The sequence below is a fragment of the Ruegeria sp. AB8 genome (genome assembly GCF_056542605.1).
On sequence record NZ_JBQGAB010000013.1, the window covers coordinates 1 to 24,692 of the forward strand.

The 24,692-nt window shown below is 58.1% G+C and carries 24 protein-coding genes; 14 read left to right on the forward strand and 10 right to left on the reverse strand.

Annotated elements, in window-relative coordinates; translation table 11 throughout:
* The first annotated feature begins 602 nt into the window (after window positions 1–602).
* Window positions 603–1,658: a tyrosine-type recombinase/integrase gene (locus tag ACR0CG_RS14315; RefSeq protein WP_480525743.1), complete on the forward strand. Its 1,056-nt coding sequence runs from the start codon at window positions 603–605 to the stop codon at window positions 1,656–1,658.
* Between the two features lie 66 nt (window positions 1,659–1,724).
* Here ACR0CG_RS14315 and ACR0CG_RS14320 read toward each other — a convergent pair whose 3' ends face one another.
* Both ACR0CG_RS14320 and ACR0CG_RS14325 read right to left on the reverse strand, forming a co-directional pair.
* A complete protein-coding gene (locus tag ACR0CG_RS14320; protein ID WP_480525744.1) occupies window positions 1,725–2,831 on the reverse strand; it encodes a ParB/RepB/Spo0J family partition protein in 1,107 nt (368 codons plus the stop codon).
* Window positions 2,828–4,135, reverse strand: coding sequence for an AAA family ATPase (locus tag ACR0CG_RS14325; RefSeq protein ID WP_170611545.1), 1,308 nt, complete (start codon window positions 4,133–4,135; stop codon window positions 2,828–2,830). Before ACR0CG_RS14325 ends, ACR0CG_RS14320 begins: the two co-directional genes overlap by 4 nt.
* Window positions 4,136–4,596: 461 nt before the next feature.
* Here ACR0CG_RS14325 and ACR0CG_RS14330 point away from each other — a divergent pair, with 461 nt between their 5' ends.
* The 7 genes from ACR0CG_RS14330 (at window position 4,597) to ACR0CG_RS14360 (ending at window position 10,685) form a co-directional block, all read left to right on the forward strand.
* Window positions 4,597–5,280 carry a DnaA N-terminal domain-containing protein gene (locus ACR0CG_RS14330; RefSeq protein ID WP_480525746.1) on the forward strand — a complete coding sequence of 228 codons (684 nt, stop codon included), beginning with the start codon at window positions 4,597–4,599 and terminating at the stop codon, window positions 5,278–5,280.
* 714 nt (window positions 5,281–5,994) lie between these two features.
* Window positions 5,995–7,086, forward strand: coding sequence for an ABC transporter ATP-binding protein (locus ACR0CG_RS14335; RefSeq protein WP_170611548.1), 1,092 nt, complete (start codon window positions 5,995–5,997; stop codon window positions 7,084–7,086).
* A complete protein-coding gene (locus ACR0CG_RS14340; RefSeq protein ID WP_170611550.1) occupies window positions 7,086–8,015 on the forward strand; it encodes an ABC transporter permease in 930 nt (309 codons plus the stop codon). Before ACR0CG_RS14335 ends, ACR0CG_RS14340 begins: the two co-directional genes overlap by 1 nt.
* A 3-nt stretch (window positions 8,016–8,018) precedes the next feature.
* Window positions 8,019–8,828 carry an ABC transporter permease gene (locus ACR0CG_RS14345; RefSeq protein ID WP_170611552.1) on the forward strand — a complete coding sequence of 270 codons (810 nt, stop codon included), beginning with the start codon at window positions 8,019–8,021 and terminating at the stop codon, window positions 8,826–8,828.
* A gap of 19 nt (window positions 8,829–8,847) precedes the next feature.
* Window positions 8,848–9,885, forward strand: coding sequence for an extracellular solute-binding protein (locus ACR0CG_RS14350; RefSeq protein WP_170679207.1), 1,038 nt, complete (start codon window positions 8,848–8,850; stop codon window positions 9,883–9,885).
* Window positions 9,886–10,089: 204 nt separating this feature from the next.
* Complete coding sequence (locus ACR0CG_RS14355) at window positions 10,090–10,308, forward strand: hypothetical protein (RefSeq protein ID WP_480525750.1); 219 nt, start codon at window positions 10,090–10,092, stop codon at window positions 10,306–10,308.
* A gap of 14 nt (window positions 10,309–10,322) precedes the next feature.
* Complete coding sequence (locus ACR0CG_RS14360) at window positions 10,323–10,685, forward strand: cupin domain-containing protein (RefSeq protein ID WP_480525751.1); 363 nt, start codon at window positions 10,323–10,325, stop codon at window positions 10,683–10,685.
* 17 nt (window positions 10,686–10,702) lie between these two features.
* On the opposite strand, the gene ACR0CG_RS14365 is transcribed toward ACR0CG_RS14360, so the two are convergent.
* The 8 genes from ACR0CG_RS14365 to ACR0CG_RS14400 form a co-directional block, all read right to left on the reverse strand.
* Window positions 10,703–10,963 carry a CBU_0592 family membrane protein gene (locus tag ACR0CG_RS14365; RefSeq protein WP_170611560.1) on the reverse strand — a complete coding sequence of 87 codons (261 nt, stop codon included), beginning with the start codon at window positions 10,961–10,963 and terminating at the stop codon, window positions 10,703–10,705.
* Window positions 10,964–10,971: 8 nt separating this feature from the next.
* Entirely contained in the window at window positions 10,972–12,120 is a 1,149-nt protein-coding gene (gene argE / locus ACR0CG_RS14370) for an acetylornithine deacetylase (RefSeq protein WP_480525753.1), read from the reverse strand.
* 117 nt (window positions 12,121–12,237) lie between these two features.
* The gene (locus ACR0CG_RS14375; protein WP_170611565.1) at window positions 12,238–13,176 is read right to left on the reverse strand and encodes a LysR substrate-binding domain-containing protein; all 939 of its coding nucleotides are present in this window, start codon (window positions 13,174–13,176) and stop codon (window positions 12,238–12,240) included.
* A 25-nt stretch (window positions 13,177–13,201) separates the two neighbouring features.
* Window positions 13,202–14,698: an aldehyde dehydrogenase gene (locus ACR0CG_RS14380; RefSeq protein WP_480525755.1), complete on the reverse strand. Its 1,497-nt coding sequence runs from the start codon at window positions 14,696–14,698 to the stop codon at window positions 13,202–13,204.
* A 15-nt stretch (window positions 14,699–14,713) separates the two neighbouring features.
* The gene (locus ACR0CG_RS14385; protein WP_480525757.1) at window positions 14,714–15,388 is read right to left on the reverse strand and encodes a DUF1028 domain-containing protein; all 675 of its coding nucleotides are present in this window, start codon (window positions 15,386–15,388) and stop codon (window positions 14,714–14,716) included.
* 84 nt (window positions 15,389–15,472) lie between these two features.
* The gene (locus ACR0CG_RS14390; protein WP_480525758.1) at window positions 15,473–15,889 is read right to left on the reverse strand and encodes a RidA family protein; all 417 of its coding nucleotides are present in this window, start codon (window positions 15,887–15,889) and stop codon (window positions 15,473–15,475) included.
* 17 nt (window positions 15,890–15,906) lie between these two features.
* Window positions 15,907–17,184 carry a flavin-containing monooxygenase gene (locus ACR0CG_RS14395; RefSeq protein WP_480525759.1) on the reverse strand — a complete coding sequence of 426 codons (1,278 nt, stop codon included), beginning with the start codon at window positions 17,182–17,184 and terminating at the stop codon, window positions 15,907–15,909.
* Window positions 17,185–17,485: 301 nt separating this feature from the next.
* A complete protein-coding gene (locus ACR0CG_RS14400; RefSeq protein WP_480525761.1) occupies window positions 17,486–18,289 on the reverse strand; it encodes a helix-turn-helix transcriptional regulator in 804 nt (267 codons plus the stop codon).
* Between the two features lie 167 nt (window positions 18,290–18,456).
* Here ACR0CG_RS14400 and ACR0CG_RS14405 point away from each other — a divergent pair, with 167 nt between their 5' ends.
* The 6 genes from ACR0CG_RS14405 (at window position 18,457) to ACR0CG_RS14430 (ending at window position 24,651) form a co-directional block, all read left to right on the forward strand.
* Window positions 18,457–20,526 carry an oxidoreductase gene (locus ACR0CG_RS14405; protein WP_480525763.1) on the forward strand — a complete coding sequence of 690 codons (2,070 nt, stop codon included), beginning with the start codon at window positions 18,457–18,459 and terminating at the stop codon, window positions 20,524–20,526.
* Between the two features lie 195 nt (window positions 20,527–20,721).
* The gene (locus tag ACR0CG_RS14410) at window positions 20,722–21,084 is read left to right on the forward strand and encodes a YybH family protein (protein WP_480525765.1); all 363 of its coding nucleotides are present in this window, start codon (window positions 20,722–20,724) and stop codon (window positions 21,082–21,084) included.
* 343 nt (window positions 21,085–21,427) lie between these two features.
* A complete protein-coding gene (locus ACR0CG_RS14415) occupies window positions 21,428–22,912 on the forward strand; it encodes an FAD-binding oxidoreductase (protein ID WP_480525766.1) in 1,485 nt (494 codons plus the stop codon).
* Entirely contained in the window at window positions 22,909–23,319 is a 411-nt protein-coding gene (locus ACR0CG_RS14420) for a DUF4383 domain-containing protein (RefSeq protein WP_480525767.1), read from the forward strand. The genes ACR0CG_RS14415 and ACR0CG_RS14420 overlap by 4 nt, the downstream gene beginning before the upstream one ends.
* Window positions 23,316–24,368 (forward strand): hypothetical protein, encoded by a 1,053-nt coding sequence (locus ACR0CG_RS14425; protein ID WP_480525769.1) that lies wholly within the window; start codon window positions 23,316–23,318, stop codon window positions 24,366–24,368. Before ACR0CG_RS14420 ends, ACR0CG_RS14425 begins: the two co-directional genes overlap by 4 nt.
* Window positions 24,358–24,651, forward strand: coding sequence for a hypothetical protein (locus ACR0CG_RS14430; RefSeq protein ID WP_480525771.1), 294 nt, complete (start codon window positions 24,358–24,360; stop codon window positions 24,649–24,651). The genes ACR0CG_RS14425 and ACR0CG_RS14430 overlap by 11 nt, the downstream gene beginning before the upstream one ends.
* Window positions 24,652–24,692 lie beyond the last annotated feature (41 nt).

The window sequence follows — 24,692 nt, forward strand, 5'->3', positions numbered from 1 at the left end:
AAATCATGAACTGACTTTCGACTGATTTTACCGAAAGTCATTCACCCGCAGCATCTGACCTCGTCAACAGCCAAAAGTTTGCAACAGATCCGTATTGGGTTTCACAAGGCCGAACGTTGCATCGAGGCCAGCGGGGGCGTCTACACCTTCACAACCTTTAGAACCGCATCTTTGGGAAAAATAGCAGCCTTTCAAGGAAATCATGCTGAAATCTGTTGGAAAACAATACGCGGACAACAAACTTCGGAATCTGTAGGCTCGTCAATCCAGACCCAAAGTTTGCGACACAACCTCCCTGAATCCCAATCGAACGAGGAAAAGCACTGCACGATCTTGTCGGTCAAAATCGGTTTGAGGCGATGGAGGGCGTGGGCCACTTTCTCCGCCTAGAGGTCCCGGAAACAGTGTTGAAGGCGATCTCGGGCTTTCTTTAGAGCCGAAGCGGGTTTTGTAGTGATCTTAGGTGCCCTGCCCTCTTTACGCTCATAATCTAACATTTTTGCGCGTTACTTTTGGCATACTGTCAATTTGACATTATATATGATAAGTATCGCTTATCGAGTCAATTGAAAAGCGAACTGAATTGACGCAGAATACGCGCTATGAGTACCCCTGCCCCATATCTCCCAGCCTCTTCTCCTGCACTGTCCTCAGCATATCAGGACGCGCTGACCGATCTCTATGTCCGCGGCACGCCGGAGAACACGTTACGAGCGTACGAGCGTGACCTGGTCTACATCACGGCCTGGAAGGCCGCTCGGATTGGCTCGATCCTAAACTGGCCCGAGAATGAAGAAACCGCCCTCGCCTTCATCCTCGATCATGCCCGGGATCTGAACGACGCGCCGAAAACGGATGTCGCCCGCCAGACGGCAGAAGCGCTGATTGCACAAGGGTTGCGCAAGTCACTGGCCTGCCCGGCCCCCTCAACGCTGGACCGGCGTATCGCCTCCTGGCTGGCCTTCCACCGGATGAAGAACCTTCCCAGCCCGTTTGAGGCGCCGCAGGTGAAGCAAGCACGGGCCAAAGCACGCCGCGCCGCAGCCCGTCCCCCTGCCCCAAAATCCGCCCACCCCATCACCCGCGATGTGCTCGAGCAACTGTTGGCGACCTGCCGTGGCAGTCGTCGCGATTGCCGCGACCGGGCGATCCTGATGCTGGGCTGGGCCAGCGGCGGGCGCCGCCGCTCGGAAATCACGGCGTTGATGCGCGAGGATGTATCCCTTAAGGAATTCGGCAAGAGCGGTGTCATCTGGCTGTCCCTGCTGGAAACCAAGACCACCCAGAAGGGAGAAACCCCCAGACTGGTGCTGAAAGGCCGAGCAGCGCAGGCTTTAGTGCATTGGATCGAAGTTGGGCAGATCAAGGACGGCCCCCTCTTCCGCCCGATCTCGAAAGCTGATCGGGTGCTGAACCGCCGCCTTTCCCCCGACGCGGTAGCGCAGATCGTCAAACATCGATTGAAGCTGGCCGGTCTGCCCGAAGACTTTGCCTCTGCCCACGGTCTTCGTTCGGGCTTCCTGACCCAGGCCGCATTGGACGGCGCCCCGATTCAGGCAGCCATGCGACTGTCCCTGCACCGCTCAGTCGCGCAGGCGCAGAAGTATTACGACGACGTCGATATCGCAGAAAATCCCGCTACGGACCTTTTGGGTTAACACGAAAAAGGGTGCTGGCTTCAAATCCAGCACCCCACGGAAGCTTCACATGTTTTCTGTAGGTTCTTACCCGTGGGTAAGATCATCCTCCTCTCGCAGGTATTCAATCATCGTTGCAATGGCGGCCTCCAGCCTCGCACGATCAACACGCGTAAAATCCAGATCGTGCCTGATCTCCAACCGTCCACTCGAGGCCGAACACTTTGCAATCCCCGCGCGGCCAGACACCTGAAACGTCGTCTTCGCCCGACGCGGCTTTCCGGGACTGTCCGGTTTCGGCCTGGCAACAGCTTCCGAGGCCTGTCCCAAAAAAGACCGGAGAATCGCCACCTCTCGTGCGTTGTCCCTGTCGGGTTCGCTCATCAACGCAGTGCTGACTGCGCGGATCAAACCCGGATCGGAATCAAGCTTGCGCTTCAGTTCGACCCCCACATTTCGCGGGATTTCATTTGGGTGGTTCAGAACCTTGTCCAGCCTGGTCAGCAGGCTCGCGAATGCCCGAATATAACTTCGCTTTGTGTAGCTTGCTGATTTGAAAAGAATCGAAACCGCCTTGTCCACATCCGCACAGTCATTGGCCGGATCCTCTGCGTAGGCCCGGGCCAACGCACCCATTTCCGCAAAGGAGATGTCCTTTCGGATCAGGTTTTCATCCACCATACGCCGATAGCTGCTGTCCAGATCAGCGGCGTCCGAAATGCCTGCCGGAATTTTTGCGTAGATGGAATCGCCGGTTTCTTCCAGCAACAAACGATAAGCAGAAAGGCGGCGCATCCCCTGAATCAGGTCAAATCGCCCGTCCGCGCGACGCTCCAGCCGGATCGGGTTGGAAAGACCGATTTCCCTGATCGACGCTTTCAACTCCTCCAATTCCGGATCCGGACCGGGTTTGCGATCGCGCGTCAGTTTTTCTGTAACGACGTCTGACAGGTCTACACGTTCCGTCACCAGCCCTTCGGCCCGCAGGCTCACCAGCTCATGCGCAAGCCTGTCGTTTTCTGCGCGAATGGCATCCTCGGTCGATTGCTGATCGCGCAGAGCACCAGCATTCTCCGAGATTGCTGCGGCCATCGGACCCCGCCGCTTCTCCAGAACTTGGTCCGGAACCTTACCCACGGGTATGTCTTCCATGGCGGGCATATCAATGTCGAACATTCTGCGTTTGCGGGTCATGCGTCATCCTCCAGCTTATCCCAGGCCGACAGCATGACGCCCCGAAACTCTTCATATACGTTGTCAAAGGTCGATCGTGCGCGGCGCCAGGTTTCCCGGGTCATCTCTCGGTAATCCATCTCGTAGACCGAACTGAGGAAACGACCGGATTGTTCGACCGCGCGGGTCATCTCGACCGGGTGCTCGGCCACGTGTTCCCCGAACACTTTTCGAAATGCGTCGAACATGGCGTGGTGCAGGGCGTTGCCGGGCTCATATCGCGTCAGCAGAAAGCGCAACTCACAGAAGGTCTTGGGAAGCCCGATCTTACCCGTGGGTAATGTTTTGTCGAACCCATAAGCGAGGTCTTCCAGAGCTTCAGCAAGCTGGCCAATGAACGAGGTCGTGGAGTCGTATTCCCAGTAACCCGGGCCGGATGGGACATACAGCATGTCCGCCGCAAACACTGCGTTCATCGACTGGTAGCCAATGGCAGGCGGGCAGTCGAACAGGATCAGGTCGTAAGAGTCATCGGGGATCTGGTCCAGATAACGCGATACTGCCGCAAAGAACGACCATTCAGGATTCAAGTGCCGGTACTGAGCCGAGGCAAACTCGACAAAAGCGGCGTTGGCGCAGGACGGGATGGCGTCGATGCTGGACCAGGACGTCTGCTTGATAAAGTCACCGATCCGCAGATCACCGAGCCCCATGTCCGTGATCGATGGCGGCAACTCGCGGCGGGGCAGGGCGGTCCCGGATTCGGCGGCGGCGGGGCGGTTGTTCATCCGTTGGGTCTCGCGGATAAGATCACGCGCCATAATGCCCCAGACCGTAAAGTCTTCGGCAACATCCGTCAGGCCCATCGAATGGCTCAGTGTCGCCTGAGGGTCGAAATCCACCACCAGCACCCGGTAGCCATCCAGTGCCGCGGCATGGGCCAGATGCAACGCCACCGTTGACTTGCCCGCGCCACCCTTGAAGTTGGCTACAGCGGCACGGATGGCACGCTTGCCGGCCGGGCGGGGCGGCATCAGGGTCTTGCGGTTCACCTTCAATCGACGACGCAGTTCATTGACTTCTTCCAGGCTGAACCATCTCTGCCGGCCATCCGGCTCCACCTCACCACTGGGCAGGGTCGGGTCCGAGGCCAACTTGCCCCGAAAAGTGGATTGGTTGACCTTAAAGATCAGCTCCGACACTTCCCAGCTTGAGAACCGGCGGAGGGTCTTCTCCATCTCAGGGCTAAAGGTCTGCTGGCGAATCCAGCCCTGCAATTTGAGCGACTGATTACGCAATGCATTCAGGTCTTCGTGCGTGTACATGCCTCGGGTCTCGTTTCTTAGGACGTTAAATTTTGTGGTTTTCATATTTACGCTTGATTTGCAGCTTTGGCAAAAGAAATTATGATGGGATGACAATCTTACCCACGGGTAAGAAAACAAGGGCCATCGGCACGTGGGCCGATTCGATTCGCGACGCTGACGAGGGAAGGCACTCGCTAGGGGGAACGCTCCAGAATTAGGGGGTCACTACGTTCGGGTATACAGCATTTAGGGGGACAAAGTGCCCAAATAAGGGGACATACAGGGTGTCCCCCATCACCAATATTTCACCAATTTCTTTTCTTTTTGAATGCTGGATTTGGATCCGCAGCCGCCCAAAACAAGACAGCTCTTGACAGAATCGATGAGCTGGACGCTAATTGGGACATCATCACGAAAAGCGTTGGAAAAGCGCGAGGCGGTAAGCAACCGCGTGAGGCAGATAGAGCGGTGAGGGACAAATGCAGGTTGCAAAACCGGTCGGGCGCAATGCCTCGGCCCTGAAATACGACATTCTGTCGGCGCTGTCTGTCCACGCGCTGTCTGGCGACAAGCATCGCCAGCGCAGTATTCTTCGCATAATGGTTCTGATCACCACCCGCTACAACTGGCGCAACAACGAACTGTCAATCGGGCGCGAGGAAATTGCGCGCCTGTGGTCCGTGGATGAACGAACCGTCAAACGCGAGATGGCCAAGCTGCGCGGCAGAGGGTGGATTTCAGTCAAACGACCGGCAGCACGGGGGCGGGTTGCGGTCTATGAACTGGATCTGAAGCGGATCATGATCGACACCGAAGAGATCTGGCCCACTATTGGCAGGGATTTTCAGGACAGGATGGGGCAGGCCCCGGCCGAAGAAACCAACATCATACCGTTCAAATCCAAACCTCCGGCTCCGGAAACAGGCGACGATGACGTCTGGCGGTCGGTCCAGGCGTTTCTGTATGAACGCGACCCAGAGCTTTGGTCCAGTTGGTTCCAGCATCTGGTCGAGGCTGGCAGGGCAGGGGGGGTGGCCACCCTGATTGCGCCCAGCCGTTTCATGGCGGATTACATTTCGCAAAAATGGACAACCCGCGTTTTGGCCGCGTATGCGCGTGTGGACCCTTCTGTCCGAACCCTGCGGATCGACGCTGCGGAATAAGGCGGCGAGGGCAGGCAAGACCAGCTGATAACCATACGGGTCACCGGCGTCGCCTCTGATTGCGCCAAACGAAGGTTTTCTGAACATCGCGGTTGCGATGCTGAGCATTTGAGGAGATGTAATCAAATATGGGTGGTGCGCAAAATGCCTGATTTTTGCGTATCAGTATCTGACTGAAGCTGTAACGCATGTTTCCGGAAAGACCTGGAAGTTCCGTAGTACGTGGCCCGTCTCAGCCAACATGGTCCAAGATGGCCAAATCACGCCGGACTTTTCTACTTTTTACAGTTGATCCAAATGGCCGGCTTCCGTCACGATACTACGCGAAGAAAATGTCGGGCGTTGTCTTCAAGGCGATGGCCGTGTGCCCGGTGGTCAACGGTTCCTTGTACTCGTGAGAAAAACGGTCTTGGCCATTTAGTTGGTGTCTTGTGCAACGCTGTGTCGCAATTCATCTTCCCCACACGCGATCAGGGTCTTCCGCCCTGGGCTGTACCAAACCAAGCGGCAATCCAAGGTGCATTTCTGGCAGGTGAGGGGCCACGCGAACCACGGGGCAACGACCAGGCATTCCATTGGTAAATGCCTGCGTCGCATCAGGAAACAATAATTGATTAGGTTTAGCCTAATGTTTGGTGAGGAACTCAATTCTTCAGAGGTTTCGCCGCTCCGTATATACCTGTGCCAAATTTCGCGGTGCTTAGGGAGGCGGATGTGTCTGACAGTGGAAATGTCGCGATTGACGTGCGGGATGCGGTCAAGCGCTACGGCGACTTTACGGCGCTGAAAAGGATCTCACTGTCGATCATGGACAATGAGTTCTTTACGCTTCTGGGGCCGTCGGGCTGCGGCAAGACCACTTTGCTGCGGATGATTGCCGGGTTCGAGGACGTGACCGAAGGCGCCATTTTCCTGTATGGCGATGAGATTGAAAACCTGCCACCGAACAAGCGCCCGGTGAATACGGTGTTCCAGAACTATGCGCTGTTTCCGCATATGACCATTCTGGACAACGTGGCTTTTGGGCTTGAGATGCGCGGTGCGTCGAAGTCTCAGGCGCGCACGAAAGCCGGTGAAATGCTGGAACTGGTGCAGCTCAGCCAGTTTTCGGCGCGCAAACCAAGCCAGCTTTCGGGCGGCCAGCAACAGCGGGTCGCGTTGGCGCGTGCATTGGCGCCACAGCCCAAAGTGCTGTTGCTGGACGAGCCGCTATCCGCCCTGGACCTTAAACTGCGCAAGGCCATGCAGCTTGAACTGAAGCACCTGCAGCGGGAAACCGGGATTACCTTTATCTTCGTGACGCACGATCAGGAAGAGGCGCTGACCATGTCCGATCGCATTGCGGTGATGTCAGCAGGTGAAATGCAGCAACTGGGCGCGCCGACGGATATCTATGAGCGACCGCGCAACATGTTTGTTGCCGATTTCATCGGCGAGACGAACCTGCTGGAAGTATCCGTCGACGGGCTCCGGGACGGTCGCGCGATCTGTCATCTGGGCGGCGGGCACGAACTGACCTGTGATCAGGTCGAAGGTGTCGGGGTGGGGTCAAAGGTTCACATGTCGATCCGACCCGAGCGTCTGTACATGTCCGACAAACCGGTCGAAAGCGAAAGCCTCAAGGGGCGCGTGAAGGACAACATATTTGTCGGCACCGACATCACCACGATCGTGGATCTGCAGGACGGACCCGATTTCGTGGTGCGCACGTCGAACTCTGATCGCGGCAACAAGCGCATCTTCGAGCCGGGCACCGAGATGTTCGTCAACATGGAGCTGGGGGCCGCGCGCCTCCTGGTGGACTGATGGCCGCCGGTGCAGCAAGCGGCGGCAGCGCAACGACCGACACCTATAAGGAGGCCCGCACTTGGCTGCTGTTGCCTGCATGGGTGACGCTGAGCATTTTGGTCCTGGCACCGGTGTTCATGATGCTGGTCTACTCGTTCCTGACGAAAGAGTTCCGCGGCGGCGTGATCTGGGAGTTTTCGCTGGCCGCTTATGATCAGTTCTTCTTTGACCGTGGTCTGTTCGGGGATGAACCGCCCAAGATCGAATGGACCTACCTCACCATCTTCTGGCGTTCGATCTGGCAGGCGGGCGCGGCGACGGTGCTTAGCCTGGTGATCGGCTTTCCGACGGCCTATTTCATTGCCACCCGGCCCGAAAACATGCGGCCCGTCTGGGTGTTCCTGATCACGATCCCGTACTGGGTGAACCTGCTGATCCGGACCGTGTCGATGAAATTCCTGCTGCGCGACCAGGGTCCGCTGAATGACTTTCTGATCAGCATCGGCCTGATCGACAGCCCCCTGCATATCGTCAATACCAACTTCGCGGTGCAACTGGGCCTGTTCTATTCCTATCTGCCCTTCATGGTGCTGCCGATCTACGCGGCGGTGGAACGCTACAACTTCGCGCTGAGCGAAGCGGCAGCGGATCTGTATGCAACCAAGTGGACGACTTTGCGGCGCATTCTCCTTCCGGCGGTGAAACCCGGTGTGATCGCCGGATGCATCCTTGTTTTCGTTCCCTCGATGGGTTCCTTCCTTGCCCCCGACCTGCTGGGCGGCGCCAAGAACTTTATGATCGGCTCGCTGATCGAGGAACAGTTCAAGGGCAATGCCGGCAACTGGCCGTTTGGCGCGGCTGCGTCGATGATCCTGCTGACCATGGTTCTGATCCTGCTGATGCTGTTTGCACGGCAACAGGCCAAAGCCGAGAAAGCGGAGGGCTGACCGATGGCAAGCAAGCAATTCGACATCAAGTCCTATCGCGGCTTCAAAGGTATCACCCTGTTGTGTCTGATCGTTTTGTATGCGCCGCTGCTGGTCGTGACGATCTACAGCTTCAATGCCTCGCAATCACTGACAAACTGGGAAGGTCTGTCGCTGCGCTGGTATGCGGACGTGTTCACCGGACCGGAAAGCGATAAGTTCAAGCAGGCCGCCAAGAACAGTTTTATCATCGCCATTGTTGCAGCCACGGTGTCGACGTCAATTGCGACACTGGCGGCGACCGGAATGGTCCGGGGCGGCAGGTTCAAACTGCGCACCCTGTCATTCGGCCTGATCAGCCTGCCACTGATGGTGCCCGAGATCGTGACGGCCGTTGCAACCCTGATCTTCTTCAATTCGATCGGATTTGAACGCGGCATCATGACCATCCTGCTGGCTCATATCGCGTTTTGCATTCCCTTTGCCTATTTGCCGATCTCGGCCCGGATGCAGGGGATCGAGGACAGCTATGAACAGGCCGCGCAGGACCTTTATGCCACCAAGCGGCAGGCATTTACCAAGATTCTGCTGCCGCTGATGATGCCCGGTATCATCTCGGGCTTCCTGTTGGCCTTCATCGTCAGCCTGGATGACTTCATCATCACCAACTTTGTCAAAGGCGCGGGTGTTGAAACCCTGCCGACGGCGATCTTCGGTTCGGTCAAACAGGGTCTCAAACCCAATATCATGGCGATTTCGACCATGCTGCTGGCCGTGTCCGTCATCATGGTCACGATCAGCTACTTCGTCAGCAAAACTGACAACACGAAATAACCAACAGAGGGAAAACACAATGAAACATATGATGAAAAGCGGCGTCGCCGCGCTGGCCCTGACTTTGGGCGCAAATGCAGCGGCAGCCGAAGGCGAACTGGTTGTCTATCACTGGTTCGAATACATCCCGCAGGAGCTGATCGACAAATTCTCCGAGGAAACCGGCATCGAGGTGACCATGGACACCTACGATTCAAACGAGGCGATGCTCGCCTCGCTCAAGGCTGGCGGGATCGGAACCTATGACGTTTCGGTACCGGGCGATTACATGGTGTCGATCATGGCAGGCGAGGGCATGCTGGACACGATCGAAGACGGCGAACTGAAGAACAAGGGCAATATCGAACCCGAATGGGCCGATCCCAGCTTTGACCCGGGTCGCAAACATTCGATCCCGTATCAATGGGGCTCGACCAGCTTTGCCGTGAACCGCGACGTCTATTCCGGCGACATCCAGACCACCGACATCCTGTTCAACCCGCCGGCCGAGTTGCAGGGGCGGATCAACATGCTGGACAGCCAGGGTGAGGTCATGGCCATGGCGGCGCTGCACATGGGCATCCCGCAGTGTTCCACCGACCGCGAACAGCTCAAGGCGCTGAACGCCATGTTGCAAGAGGCCAAGCAGCACTGGTCGTCCTTCAACTCGGACACCGCCAAAGAGGTTTTGGTCTCGGGCGACGCGGCGGTCGGCCAGATCTATGACGGGTTCTCGGCCAAAGCGCGCGAGGAAGGCGCAAATGTCGAATATGCGTACCCGACGCAGGGCTATATCGCGTGGATGGACAATGTCGTTCTGCTGAAAGACGCGCCGAACCGTGACAACGCGCTGAAATTCATGGACTTCCTGCTGGAGCCGGAAAACATCGCCGCTGTCACCAACTTTGCCCGCTATAACGCGGGGGTCGCAGGCGTCGAAGAGTTCCTGGACCCCGCGCTTGCGACGCAACCGGAAAAGAACCCGCACGACAAGGTCGGCCCCGGTGTCTTTATCGAGGTTTGTTCGCAGGAAGTTCAGGCCGTCTATGACCAGATCTGGACAAATCTGAAGAAGTAAACTCTCCCCGTGCAATAAGCACCAATTTACCGGGCGGCCAGGCCGCCCGGTCTTTTATTCCATCGGTACTGCGACGAGTTTGAGCAGCAGCAGGAAAAGCGCACGCTCGATGGTGATGTCCAGCTTGCGATAGGCGCTTTTTGACCGTGCGCGACGCTGCATCCATCGTGGTGCAGGTTTGGCGCTGCAGTTGGTGCGGCTGTTGTGCTGACGTCAAAAAAAACCGAAGATCACGTCTATCAGAACCTGATTGTGTGCGGGGACGAGTGGGAGGACGCAGGCGTCAAATCCGTCAGCCGGATCGGCGATTGCGAGGCCCCGTCGGTCTTTGCGGCAGCCGTCCATGCCGGGCACCGCTGGGCGCGGGACCTGGATAGCAGCGAGAGGCCGGTGCCGAAATTTCTGCCGATGCCACTGAGTTAAAAAAGGAGGAAAACATGACCAAACCTATCCGCTTGCTGGCCGATGGCCACCCCGAAACCGGCTTTGTCCCGTCTTCCCTAGTGGCTGACGGTGATTTCACCACCTCGGACAAGACCGAGACCATAAGCAGCTTTTTCGAAAGCCGGGATGAAAAGATTTCGGTAGGGGTATGGGAATGCGCGCCCTGTCGCGAGGATATCGAGGCTTATCCGGTGGATGAGATGATGACCGTGATCTCGGGTTCGGTCACGCTGACCGGATCGGACGGGGTGGCGCAGGTTTTTGGGGCCGGAGACACCTTTTTTGTACCCAAAGGCACGCCCTGTACGTGGGAAATCACGAAGACATTGCGCAAGTTTTACATGATTGCGGAATGACAGGCGCGCGGCGCGGGTTACCGTGCGCCGCGCAAGTTTCGCAAGACCGCCAGAACGGCGATGAAAATGAACATGACCTCGATCACGATTGCGCCCGGATTTGGCCGATGGATAAGGGAAATCATGACCAGTGATCCGCCCAGAATGTTCCAGGCATTGAAGGGTATCTTGTTTGCGGGAAGGACATTGCATGTCGCCAGATAGTAGACGCACACGATAATTGCCGACCCCAACAGGCCGATTCCGTCAACAAGAGTGAGGTCCTGCAGCAATTCCATATCCGGTCTCAGTGGCTGATATCGGCCAGGATACGGTCCATCATCGCGTCACAGGCGCTGAGTTGCCCGAGGTCCAGATATTCGTCCGGCTTGTGTCCTTGCCTTTCCATTGATCCCGGCCCGCAAACGACGGTGGGAATGCCCAGCTCGCTGAAAAACCCGGCCTCGGTGCCAAACGCGACCTTCGTGGTCGCGTTGCTTTGCGACAGCTTCAGGGCATAGCCGATGACGGCATCCGTGTCGGGCACGTCCAGACCGGGATAGGCGTTATATTGTTCGACCTCGACGCGCGCCTCGGGGCATAGGTTTTGATACGCCGCACCAACTCTGTGGGCCGCATCCTGTATCTGGTCGAGGATATCTTTGCCGCGGTCCGATGCCAGATGCCGGTATTCAAAGGTCAGCTCGGCGCGGTCCGCCACGATGTTCAAAGCCTTGCCGCCGGACATCATGCCGACGTGAAAGGTTGTGTAGGGAACGGAGTATTCCGGGTCGATGTTTCCACTTGCGGCATAGGTTTTTTGCAGGGCGCGCAACTCATTCACGAAATCAGTCGCCAGGTGCAGCGCGTTGACGAATTTCGGCGCCAACGCCGAATGACCACTTTGCCCGTGGCATACAGCCCGCAATGCGGCTTTTCCCTTGTGACCGACAGCGACCTGCATCTCGGTGGGCTCGCCCACAAAGCAGGCGCGGGGCTGACCCAGCATCGGCGCCAGCCGATCCAGCATGTGCTGAATGCCAACGCAGCCGACTTCTTCGTCATAAGACAATGCAATCCTGAGCGGCTCGCGCAGGTTCGAAGTGCCCGTGCGGTCGGCCAAAGCCATGACCGAGGCCACATAACCCTTCATGTCAGTTGTTCCGCGCCCGTAAAGCCGGTCACCTTCGCGGGTCAGCCGGAAGGGATCCCTGGTCCAGCTTTGCCCTTCGACCGGAACGACATCAGTGTGCGCGGACAGCAAAACGCCATCTCCGTCCGGTCCCTTTTCGGCATAAAGCCCGGTTTTTTCTCCGCCGGGGTCGGTGATGCGGTGAACAGCAAAACCGCGCGCCTCAAGAAACGCTTCGACATAGCTGGCCAGCTCAAGGTTCGAGTTCTTGCTGACCGTATCGAAGCTGACCAGCTTTTCCAGAATTTCCAGCGAGGACGTCATACTCTTTGTGCCTGTGATTTGGATGAAAATACCCGTGTTGTGCACAGCCTATACGACCTGCAAAAAACATAAATCCGGGATTGGCGAACCAGAGGTTAGGATAAAACGAAGCTGATATCAGCCCGCTTTCTGATTGCAGAGACCCGGGAGCGTGCCGGACTTCTCGGCTTGTTCACAATGCTCGACAAAGGCCTTCACCGTATTGGTCTCATTCTCGGCGCGCGCTGTGAGCAACCCAAGATGCATCGGTCTGAGATCCCCTGCCAAAGGAACGAAGATCAGCTTTTTGCCATCGGGCGACAGCACATTCAGGGGGCGGATATTTGCGATCGAAAATCCGAAGCCATTGGCCACCAGGGACCGCATCACGGACATGTCGGCAGTGCGTTCCCCGATATTCGGTTTGATATTGGCATCCCGGAAGAAAGACAGGAAATACTCACCACTGAACGGCAGGTCCAATAGCACCATCGGGCTGTCCTGAAGATCGGGGATCGTCAGTTCTGTCCGGTCGGCCAGCGGGTGGCCTTCACCCAGGACAACATAGGGCGGCAGCTTGTGAAGGGGCCGGAATTCCAGATCGGCAGGGATATCCAGATCATATGTCAGCGCGATATCCAGTTCTGCCCGGCGCAACTGGCTGAAGATTTCCGCCTGATTGAGTTCGCGCTGCTCGATGCGAACGTCGGGGTATGTGATCTCGAATTCCCGCCGCAATCCGGGCAGGACGATCTGCGCAAAGGTCATTAGACAACCCACAGAAAGGATGCCCTGAACCTTGCCGGTGATTTCACCTGCCAGCGTCGCCAGAAGTTCGGCCTCGCGCAGAACGAATTCGGTGCGTTCCATGAACTTGTGCCCGGCCTTGGTCAGTGACAGGCCCCGCGCGTGTTCGCGCACGAACAGATTGACACCGAACTCAAGCTCAAGCTGGGTGATCGCCGCCGAGATCGACGGCGACGAAACATTCAGTTTATCGCTGGCAGCAGCGATGCTGCCTGCCTTTCCAACGGCCACAAAGTATTCCAGCTGCCGCAGCGTGTATCTGAAAGGCAATGGCGCATCCCCGCGTGGTTGCGGATCAAGCCGTGTACTTGATCCACGTGGTCTTCAAAGCAGTATACTTTTCAAGCGAGTGCAATGACAAATCCCGTCCGAAGCCCGATTGTTTCATGCCGCCAAACGGCGTTTGGGCAGACAGGGCGTCAACGGTGTTGACCGAAACGGTGCCGACCATCAACTTGTCCGATACCCGGCAGGCACGGCTGAGGTTGTCGGTCCAGACCGAGGCCGCCAGACCGTAGATCGAGTCATTCGCCATGGCGACGACCTCATCCTCGCTGTCAAAAGGAATGACCGACAGGACGGGACCGAAGATTTCATCGCGGGCCAGAGGGTTGTCGTGGTTCACGTCGTCAAAGATGGTGGGCTGAACAAAGCAGCCCTTGCCGTCGACAGTGACACGCTCGCCACCTGTCACCAGATTGGCCGATTTCTTGCCTTCTTCGACGAAACGGATAATGCCTTGCGTCTGCTTTTCGTCGACGATGGCGCCCATTTTCGAGGCCGGGTCCAGCGGATCGCCCGGTTGGGTTGCCCGCGCCCGCGCAATCAGCTTTTCGACGAAGGCATCCTTGATCGAGCGTTCGACATAAAGCCGCGAGTTGGCCGAGCAGACCTCGCCCTGATTGAAGAATATTCCAAAGGCGGCCATGTCGGCGGCGGTGTCCAGATCCTCGCAATCGGCAAAGACAAGATTGGGGCTTTTGCCGCCGGTTTCCGGCCAGACCTGTTTCAGGTTCGACTGCCCCGAATACTGCATGAACATCTTGCCGATGGCGGTCGAGCCGGTAAAGGCCAGGCAATCCACATCCATATGCAGACCCAGCGCGCGACCGGCCGTCGCGCCAAAGCCCGGCACGACGTTGAAGACCCCGTCCGGGACGCCGGCCTCGGCGGCCAGTTCGGCCAGGCGCAATGCCGAAAGTGGCGATTGCTCGGCCGGTTTCAACACAACCGAGTTTCCTGCGGCCAGCGCGGCGGCGGCTTTCCACGTGGCCATGTCCAGTGGGAAGTTCCATGGGGTAACGGCGCCAACGACACCAAGGGGGACGCGGCGGACCAGTGCCAGATCGCCGGGACTGGTGGGGGCAACCTCGTCATAGACCTTGTCGATGGCCTCGGCATACCACTGGAAGAAATGCGCGGACCCCGGCGCGTCGATGGTGGCGGCATCAGTGACCAGCTTGCCCATGTCGAGGCTGTCCAGCAGCGCCATCTCTTCCAGATTGTCCCGGATCAGATCGGCCAGTTTCAGCATCACCGCCTTGCGGTCCCCCGGTGCCATGCGTGACCAGCGGCCATCTTCGAACGCAGCGCGTCCCGCGGCCACGGCCCGGTTGACGTCCTCTTCGTCACATTCCGCAACTTTGGTCAGAACCGCGCCGGTGGCCGGATTGACGCTGTCAAAGGTCTTGCCAGAGGCGGCATCGACGAACGAGCCATTGATGAAGGCCTGCCCCCGAAACGACAAACCGGCGGCACGGGCTTTCCAGTCTTCGTGTGAATAGTCCAACATTTTGTCTCTCCCTGATTACTGGTCGCCGGGCACGCCGTAGGAGGGCGCCTCGCGCGGGTCGAGTGCGCGCTGGATGTAGGCGTCCAGTTGTGGCTTGTAGATGTCCCAAGCGGTTGCAACAGCCTCGATGGGACAATCTTCGGTCCAGTCGCAACGCAGATCGGCCACCGGCCAGCTAACTTTGTCGACAATCTTCAGGCCTGCGGAATGCACCGGACCGGCCTCGCCACCCGCAGCAAGACCCGCGCGCATCGCGGCAATCAGGCGGTCGCCGATATGGCCCGAGGCGGAAAGGAATCCGTCGACGATGGCCTGCGGAATGCCGTCATTGTCCAGCAGGTTCCCGCCCGATGCGACGTTCTCGGCCTGCGCCTGTGTCCAGATTCCAAGGCTGTTTGGCCCAGAATGGATTGCGGTGCGCCCGGCCGTGTCCACAGCCAGAACCTGACGGTATTCGATGAATTTTGCGTCGGTCTTCATGGCCTCGATAGCCTCGGGTGCGGTCTTGCCCTGTTCCATCAGGTCCAGCGTCAGCGGACCAAGGCTGGGGTCGGTCACGTTCTGCGTTGCGACCGCCCCGACTCCGGCGCGGGCAAAGGAACAGCGGGCCGCCACGGCGGGCGACGAGGAGGAAATCGCTAAGCCGAACATTCCAGTTTCAGCGCAGCGGGCAACCAATGAAAAAGTCATTCAGGTCTCCTTGAAACACAGGAACCGGACCGCGCGTGAGAGCAAGAAAGGGACGCGGTCCGGTCTGTCGACTGATCGAAACGATCAGTCAGGGATAACGGCGGTGCCGTCGATTTCGACCAGCCATTCCGGACGTGCCAGCGCCTGAACCACCAGACCGGTCGAGACCGGATGAACGCCTTTGATGTATTCGCCCATGGTGCGATAGACGGCCTCGCGGTGGCGGACATCGGTGATGTAGACGACGACCTTGACCAGATGCTCCATCGAGCCGCCGCATTCCTCGATCAGCTGCTTGATGTTCTGCATCACCTTGTGGGTCTGCTCGACCGGGTCGTGACTGTCGATGTTGACCGCATCGTCCAGGTTCTGCGGGCACTGGCCACGCAGGTAGACGGTTTTGCCACCCTGAGTCACAACGGCCTGACACAGGTCGTTGTCGAGGTTTTGTTCAGGGTAGGTGTCAGAGGTATTGAATTTGCGGATACGTGTATGCGCCATGTCGGGATCCTGTCTTCTTACTCTGCTGCGGGGGCAATGATCGCTGCTTCGCCGTCATAATCGGCATAGGCCCGCTGGATCGCGATCTGATCGGCAATGTATTTCGCATCGTGCCAGACGCCCCACAGGAAGGTCGAGCCGCGGCGCGACTGCCAGGGCAGGCCAAGGAAATACACGTCCGGTTCAACCGAAACCCCGCGCTGATGGATCGGCGCGCCTTTGTTGTCGAAGGCATTGGCCTTGATCCAGCTGAAATCCTGACGGAAGCCCGTGGCCCAGATGATCGTGGTAATGCCTTCCTTGGTGAAATCGACCGAACCGAGCGGATTGGTCAGGCTGTCGGGATCGGCGAAGGCTTCTCGCGCCTCGGGTTCTTCCGGAAGATCAAGGCCGGTACGGTCCACATAGGCGTCCGCCAAATCCAGCATTTCGTGATAATTGGCATCGCCAGCGGCCACATTGCGCCGCAAATCGTCGGCGAAGCTCAGAATGCCGTTCTCGAAGCTTTTTGTCATGCCAACCAGGGTGACGCCTTCGTTGCCAAGACGACGGAAATCCATTGTGTGCCCGCCATAGGCGCCGCTGACCGAGATGGTCACGTGTTCGGTTCCCGGCTTCATCGCGGACACGTCCCACAGGCCCAGAACGCCCAACCACCAGACGAAATCCCGGCCTCGATAGCGGCGCGGCGGGCGGTCATGCGGTCCTACCGACAGAAACACCTTGCGGCCAGCCCGGTTCAGCTCATCCGCGATCTGTGCGCCGGATGATCCGGCACCGACGACCATCACGGCACCTTCGGCCAACTGGCCGGGGTTCTTGTAGAAAAACGAGTGAATCTGGTCGACACCTTCCGTTTTCGGCACAATCGGCGGGATCACCGGATGCTGGAAAGCGCCGGTAGCGGCAACAATGCGCTTGGCATGGATTTCACCGGCCGAAGTTTCGACACGGAAGCCGCCCTCGCCGGGCATACGCTCGGCCCTGAGCGCCTCGACACCTTCGCGGATGGGCGCGTTCACCATTTCGGCATATTCGACAAGATAGTTGGCCACCCGGTCTTTCGAGACAAAGGCATCCGGATCGTCGCCCTTGAACAGCAGGCTCGGGAAACGATCGTGCCAGGCCGGGCCGTTGGCGACCAGAGCATCCCAGCGACCGGTACGCCACGCCTCGGCAGTCCGGTTCTTTTCCAGAATGATATGCGGAACATTGTTGTTTCCCAGATGCTCGCTGAGCGCGATACCGGCTTGACCGCCACCAACAACCAGTGTGTCCGTTTTCTCGATGGGCATGTTTCGTTTCCCTTTGACTGTATCTCGGTCCGACACAAATGGCCGGGCAAACTCCTGGCTGAACTGGATAGGGTCTGACAGACGGTTCCAATTATGGAGGCCCCTGTAGTCACCGATTTCGGAGGACGGCGTGCAGTCGTCAAAGTGACCATTGTTCGGGCGACGGTCACTTCGCGATTACAGCTTTCCGTGCCGATCCAGCACGCCTTGCGCGTTTCGTGAGGAACGTCCCACAAGTTGGAATTGGGCGAAATTACTGTCTAGCTTACCCTTAGTTAGGTTTTGGCTAATCTGGAAGGATTTACGCTTGTTTTGATTGCAGTTGGCTGTGATCGGACAGGTACGGTGCGATCAGATAAAACAGCTCTCCCTGCGAAGAGATCTGGCATTTCCTGTATAGCTGCTTGCGTATGACTTTGACGGTTTGCGGGCTGATCCCAAGCGTGAGGCCGATGGAAACCGACGAATGCCCCTGCAGGATCAAAAGTGCGATCTCAGCTTGCCTTGCGCTCAAACTGATCTCGAGTTCCGAGGACAGTCGGTGACGCAAAAGATCGACGACATCTTCCGGCGTGTCTGAGCCCTGCGGTCTGAGGTCCGACCAGTTCTGCCTGACCAGCGCATTTACAACCGGGGCCAATTGCCTTGCCTGCTCAAGATCACGGGATGAAAACCGTGATGCGGTGGTCGCATCCCGCCCCAGACAGACGGTCATCGACACGCCCTGCGTCGGAGACGAGAAGAATGCGATCTCATCGGCGAGCGTGGTGCGTTGATAATAGGATTTGTAGTACTCGTTGCGATGAAACTGGTCCGGGGCAATGTCGCTTAGTCGGTACATCCCATCTGCCGCGTCTGCCGCGTGCAGGGAATAGAACGGGTCCAGCAGGTAAGCGCCTGTTACATAGTGGCTGTTCATACGTTCAAAAACGCGCTTCTCGCTGGCTTGGGTCAGAAAGACCTCTGGTTGTTGGCTTTTGAAGAAAGCGACGATGGTCATGTTATCGATACGCAGGCAGGCGCCGAGCCAGTTTTGCAATCGCTGGGCAAACCCGGTGGTACCTATGGACAGGATTGTGTCTGCCAGAAGCTCTGGCTTGGGCATGTGGTCCACGGCGCTATACCTCTTTGGGGGTATATACCCCCTCATGATCCATGACCTACCATGATTGTCGAAATAAGGGGGTATATCCAGCGCGAAATACGCTCTGACCATCAGAATTTCGGCCCGCCACAGGGCGATACCGCCAGATGCCTAAGGGAGATCCAGCAATGCGCGATCCACGCTATGATGTTCTGTTCGAACCGATGAAGATTGGCCCGCTAACCGCCAAGAACCGCTTCTATCAGGTGCCGCACTGCAATGGCGGCGGCTATCGTGATCCTTCGGCTGCTGCTGCGATGCGAGGTATCAAAGCCGAGGGCGGCTGGGGCGTGATCTTTACCGAACAGTGCGAGATGCACCATACCTCGGAGATCACGCCGTTCATCGAATTGCGTTTGTGGGAAGACAAGGACATTCCGCAACTGCGCAAGATGTCCGAGAAAATGAAAGAACATGGCGCGCTGGCCGGGATCCAATTGGCCTATTCGGGCATCAACGGGCCGAACCTTTACACGAAAGAGGTACCGCTGGCACCGACCGCATTGCCAATCCGTACGTTCACCAACGATCCGGTTCAGGCGCGCGCACTGGACAAGCAGGACATCCGGGACCTGCGCCGTTGGTTCGTGAATGCGGCCAAACGGTCGCAGGATGCCGGATTTGACCTGATCTGTCTGTATGGCGCACACGGGTTCGGGATTTTTCAGCACTTCCTGAGCCGGGCCACCAACCAGCGCAGCGATGAATATGGCGGGTCTCTGGAAAACCGGGCCCGGTTCAGTCAGGAAGTCATCGCTGACATGCGCGACGCTGTGGGCGACAAGATGGCGATCACGCTGCGGGTGTCGCTGGACGAAACCATCGGCGAACTTGGCTTCTCGAACGCCGAGGTGCGTGACTATGTCGAGATGAACAAGGATCTACCCGATCTCTGGGATCTGGCGCAGGGCACCTGGGAAGATTGCTCGGGCCCGTCGCGGTTCAAGGAAGAGGCGGCGCAGGAACATCTTGTGCGCGGCATTCATGAACTCACCGACAAGCCCATTGTCGGGGTAGGGCGGTTCACTTCACCGGATGTGATGGCCAGGATGATCAAGTCCGGAACGCTGGATTTCATCGGCTGCGCCCGCCCATCCATTGCCGACCCGTTCCTGCCGAAGAAGATCGAGGAAGGCCGGATCGACGACATTCGCGAATGCATCGGCTGCAATATCTGCATCACCGGCGACATGACCATGTCGATCAGCCGCTGCACCCAGAACCCGACCTTCATGGAGGAATGGCGCAAGGGCTGGCACCCCGAGAAGATGAACGAAAAGGGCGACAGCTCGAACGTGCTGATTGTCGGCTCTGGTCCTGCGGGACTTGAAGCGGCCTGGGCGCTGTGCCGCCGCGGCTACGATGTGGCCGTGGCCGAAGCGCGGGACGTGATCGGAGGACGTGTCACCCGCGAACGCGCGTTGCCGGGGCTCAGCGCCTGGGGGCGTGTCGTGGACTACCGGGAATATCAGTTGCAACAGCGGCCGAACGTGGAAATCTACCGCGAGAGTGAACTGGATGCCGACAGCATTCTTGAGTTCGGATTCGAAAACGTCTGTATCGCGACCGGATCCACATGGCGTCGCGACGGTGTTGCCCGTCAGCATGTCGTGCCAATGCCGATTGCAGATGGCGCCAAGGTCTATACGCCTGACGACCTGATGGATGGTACGATCCCTTCGGGCCGCGTGGTGGTGTATGACGACGACCACTACTACATGGGCGGCGTGCTGGCCGAGTTGCTGGCGAGAAACGGGGCGCAGGTGACGCTCGTCACGCCGTCAGCCTATGTCAGCGACTGGACGAACAACACGCTGGAACAGATCGCAATCCACCCGCGACTGGTCGAAGCCGGGGTCGAAATCGTGCTCAATCAGGGTGTAGCGGAAATCCACACCGATCATGTGGTATCGAACTGTGTGTATACGGACCGCACCTGGAAGATCGAAGCCGATGCCGTCGTAATGGTCGCATCCCGGCTTGAGAACAACGGCGTCTACAACGCCCTGAAGGCGAAAGAGACCGATTGGGCCGACGCAGGCATCAAGTCCGTCAAGCTGATCGGAGACGCCAATGCACCGGGGCCGATTGCATGGGCGACCTATGCCGGGCATCGATACGCCCGCGAGCTGGACGGGCCGGATATTGGGGACGCCTTGCCCTTCCGCCGCGAGATCACGGAACTGGCAACGGATTGAGATTGGCGTGGGCTTGTTTGCCGCCGCCAATCGGGCGATGGAGGACCGGAGGCAAAGCGACCTAAGCTGAGCCGATTGGCTTTCGTCGCCTTCCGCTTTTCCCGGGGCTTACCTAGTCCTGGCATCGCAGATGTGAAGCGACTCGGGCAACTGTGGTAGTCTGTGATCATCTGCGGGAAAACTCGGGAGGAGAAGATGTCAGTTCTGGACACCGTTAAAGCGCTCGATGCGGCAATCATTGAAGGGATCAACGCAAAGGATGCCGGCAAGGCAACCGCACCCTATGCCGAAGACGGCGCGATCATGCCGCCGGGCGCACCGACCATGTCAGGTCACACTGCGATCCGCGAGTACTGGCAGGCCGCAATCGACGGAGGTCTAAGCAACGTCGTGGCCAACCCGACCGGGGCGCATGTCAGCGGAGATTTTGCCGTCACCATGGGAACGTTGACGGGCTCGATGGGAGGGCAGGACCTCTCAGGGAAGTACATTCTCTACTTCCAGAAAGGCAAAGACGGCTGGGAGGTTCAGCGCGACATCTGGAACTTCGACGCCTGAACCAAGCAGAGCGGATATTGTTCGTCACTTGCATGAAGCTGTCGTGATGTTCGTCGGTCGGCTTTGATCACTGGTTCCAAGGCGGTCTGAATATCCGCGCAGAAAGCCGCCACCGGCGGGTTCGAAAACGTGAGAGACCGATGCAGAGTTTCCTGTCATCGGGCGGAATGGCGTGTTTCCTTCCAGGCATTTCGCACACGGAAATTGCCACTTGGTTTCATTTCTCTGCGGTGCCTTCCCTGCGGCCATGACTTTGTGAGATAACTCTTCCAAAAAACGGTATTAGCTCAGCTGATTTCAGTATTGTTTTGGGTTTCCGCACCGACTGTGGGAGGAAGACATAATGAAGAATTTTACACGCCGTGCCGCGCTGGTCGGTGCCGGTGGTTTGGCGGGATGGGGATTGGCAGGCCTGTTTCGGGCGGAGTTGCCCACCTATGCTGGTGCAAACCGCATCGTTGCGCCGACCGGGGAGAACTACCTGAACGATGCAAGCGGTCTGTCGGCGACGCCGATCCACAGGCATCTGCGGATTTCAGAGGGCGATCAGGAACTGGTTGCGGTGATCCGGCGAGAAATGTCACAGGCGCGTGCGGAAGGACGGCCCCTGAACGTCGGCGCAGCGCGTCATTCCATGGGGGGGCAAGCGATCCCGCGTGATGGTACGGCCATGACTTTTGACAATGCGCGTGTCGAACTGGACACGGCCAATCAAAGCTATCAGGCCCATGCGGGCGCGCGGTGGTCGGATGTCATTGCGGCGCTCGACCCCCAGGGATGGTCGCCCAAAGTGATGCAATCCAACAATGACTTCGGCCTCGCTGCGACCTATTCGGTCAATGCGCATGGTTGGCCGGTGCCGTTCGGACCGATGGGATCCACTGTGCGGTCCCTGCGGATGGTGTTGCCGTCCGGCGATCTGGTGACCTGTTCACCAACCGAAAACATGGAGTTGTTCAACCTTGCGATGGGGGGATACGGCCTTATCGGGGTCATTGTGGACATGGAGATCGAGATGGTCAGGAATGCCCGGCTGTCTCCGGCATTTGAGGTGATGGAAACCGGCGAATTTGCCGACCGTTTCAAGGCGGCAATCATGGATCCGACAGTGACAATGGCCTATGGGCGGCTGAATGTGGAACGCGAGTCGTTCTTTCAAAAGGCGCTGTTGATCACCTATCGCGAGACAGAAGATCAAGACGATCTGCCGGCGGCCTCCGGTTCCGGATGGATGGCACATGCGGCCAGCCGGATCTATCGCGCCCAGCTTGGCAATGAGACATTCAAATCCTTCCGCTGGTGGAATGAAACCAGAGTTGGCCCGGCTCTGGGGTCGGGTGCGGTGACGCGCAACTCGCTGATCAATGAACCGGTGGTGACACTGGATGATCGCAACCCCGACCGGACGGACATTTTGCACGAGCATTTCGTCGGGTTTGACGCCTTCGACAGCTTTGTCGAGGCCTGCCGCGAGGTGATCCCGGCCTCGTATCAGGAGTTCCTGAATGTGACCCTTCGGTATGTGGCGCAGGACGATCAATCTGTGCTGTCCTTTGCCCGTGTACCGCGGATTGCTGCCGTCATGTCCTTCAGTCAGGAGCTGACCCAACGCGGTGAAGCGGATATGGCGCGCATGACCCGCGCGCTGATTGACCGGATCGTCGAGATCGGTGGAGCCTATTACCTGCCTTACCGCCCGCACGCCACAATCGAACAGTTGACCGGTGCCTACCCACGGGCAGAGGAATTTGCGAAAGCCAAGCGGGAACTGGACCCCGATCTGGTGCTGCGCAACAATCTTTGGGATCAGTATCTGGGGCAACTATGAGCAATCTGCAAAAACTGTGTTTGGTGTATTTCGTGGCGCTCATGATCGCGGCGTCGTTGAACTATGTCCCGGGCCTGACGGATGAAGATGGGCTGGTTTTTGGCATCTTTGCGCTGGATATCTACGACGATGCACTGCATGTGGCTTCGGCCCTGTGGGCGCTGATCGCGGGGCTACTTTCACATCGGGCGGCGCGGACATTCCTGATCCTGTTCGGGCTGGCCTATCTTGGGGATGGGATATTCGGCATCTTCACCGGCTACGGGTTCCTTGATCTTGGAATATTCACCAACGCATCGCTGGGCACCGATTGGTCGCTGCCGCGGTTCCTTGCGAACCTGCCGCATCTGGCATTGGGCGGAATCGGCGTCTGGGCCGGGTTTCGCGGCGGAGCCGAGCACGGGTGAGACGGCTGTGGCGATACTGCAAATGGCTGTTGCTGGTGGTGGTGATCTGCGTTGCGGGATTGCTGTCGCCGATTGCCTATGTGGAAATCATGTGCCGGGGGTCGGGCCAGCCTGCCGCCTATGAGGCGCTGATCGATCCCGCCTTTCAACGACCCGAAACCCGGACCCTGATGACCTATCCGGAATGGCACATCGTTCATGCTTACGAGGATTACGCCACGGTCATCCAATCCGGTGATCCGCATGAGTACGGATATTTTCGCGCTGTCGGAGGATTCTGGTCTTCGCTTTGCGCGCTGAGTGCTGCTGCAAGTTCCCATGGCGCGGTTGATGGCGCGACCAAGCAAATGGTCTATGTGATCGGGGTCAGTTTTACCGCCGAATTGCTGCTCAAAGCCGCCTATGAGGAAACCTTTGGCCGGGTTTTCGCGGCGCTGCGCGGACAGACACGGGCGCCTTTGGATGATCTCTCGGCCAGCCAAGCCGCCGGCTATGCCAGGTTTTTGCAGCAGGTTCCGTGGTACAAATGGCGGTTTCGCGAGGATCGGGCTGATTTGAACGAACAGGCCACGTACAATTTGCGGGACCGTGAGCGGCGGATCGCCCTGGGGATCGAATACGGGGTCAAGGCCGCCTATGCGGATGTGATCGCCGATGCGGTGGCGCAGGTGGGCCAGGATGAACCGACCCTGCGGATGATTGTTGAAAATGCGGACCGTTCCCTGCTGGACGCAGAGGAGGGTGTTTATGTTCTGGCGGAGCATCCGCAGGGGATCGAAGTGGAAACTCCCCGATACCGCGCGTTGACCCTTCTGCTGCAACGCTGGGCGCGTGAGGGAGTGGATTTCGTAGAGATCGCAGGGAATGACGGCATCCTGTTCACAGTTCTGTCCGGTGATCCGGACATGGACGGCGCGATCTACAGTCGGTCACGGCAAGGGTCTGGCGATTACCGGCATCTGATGGTGGTGAAGGTTTCCGAATTGGCCGACCGGATCCGTGCATTAGATTTAGGAGAGCAGAAGCTGGAGCATATCCATGACTACTAGGTCTGTCCTGATTGCAATCCCTTCAATGCTGATCGGCTGGCTGGTCGTCATGCTGGTGACGGCCCTGTTGACGGACGAGGCCCCGGCCTATGTCATCTTGTTCCCGACAGACGGGTTTCTGAAGTCCCTTCCGAACGAAATATCGATGATCTCAGCTTCAGCTGTCAGCGTTACACTCACGTCCGAGCAGGATGGCTTCGTGCCACTATTGTATCGGTCGGGGGCCTGGATGGTGCTGCCTGCGGGATTGACAGGCTGCTTGCCCATGCCGAAGGCAGATTGAGCAAGGCCCGCCTGGGATCACGAGGTCGTCTTGTCTTACTG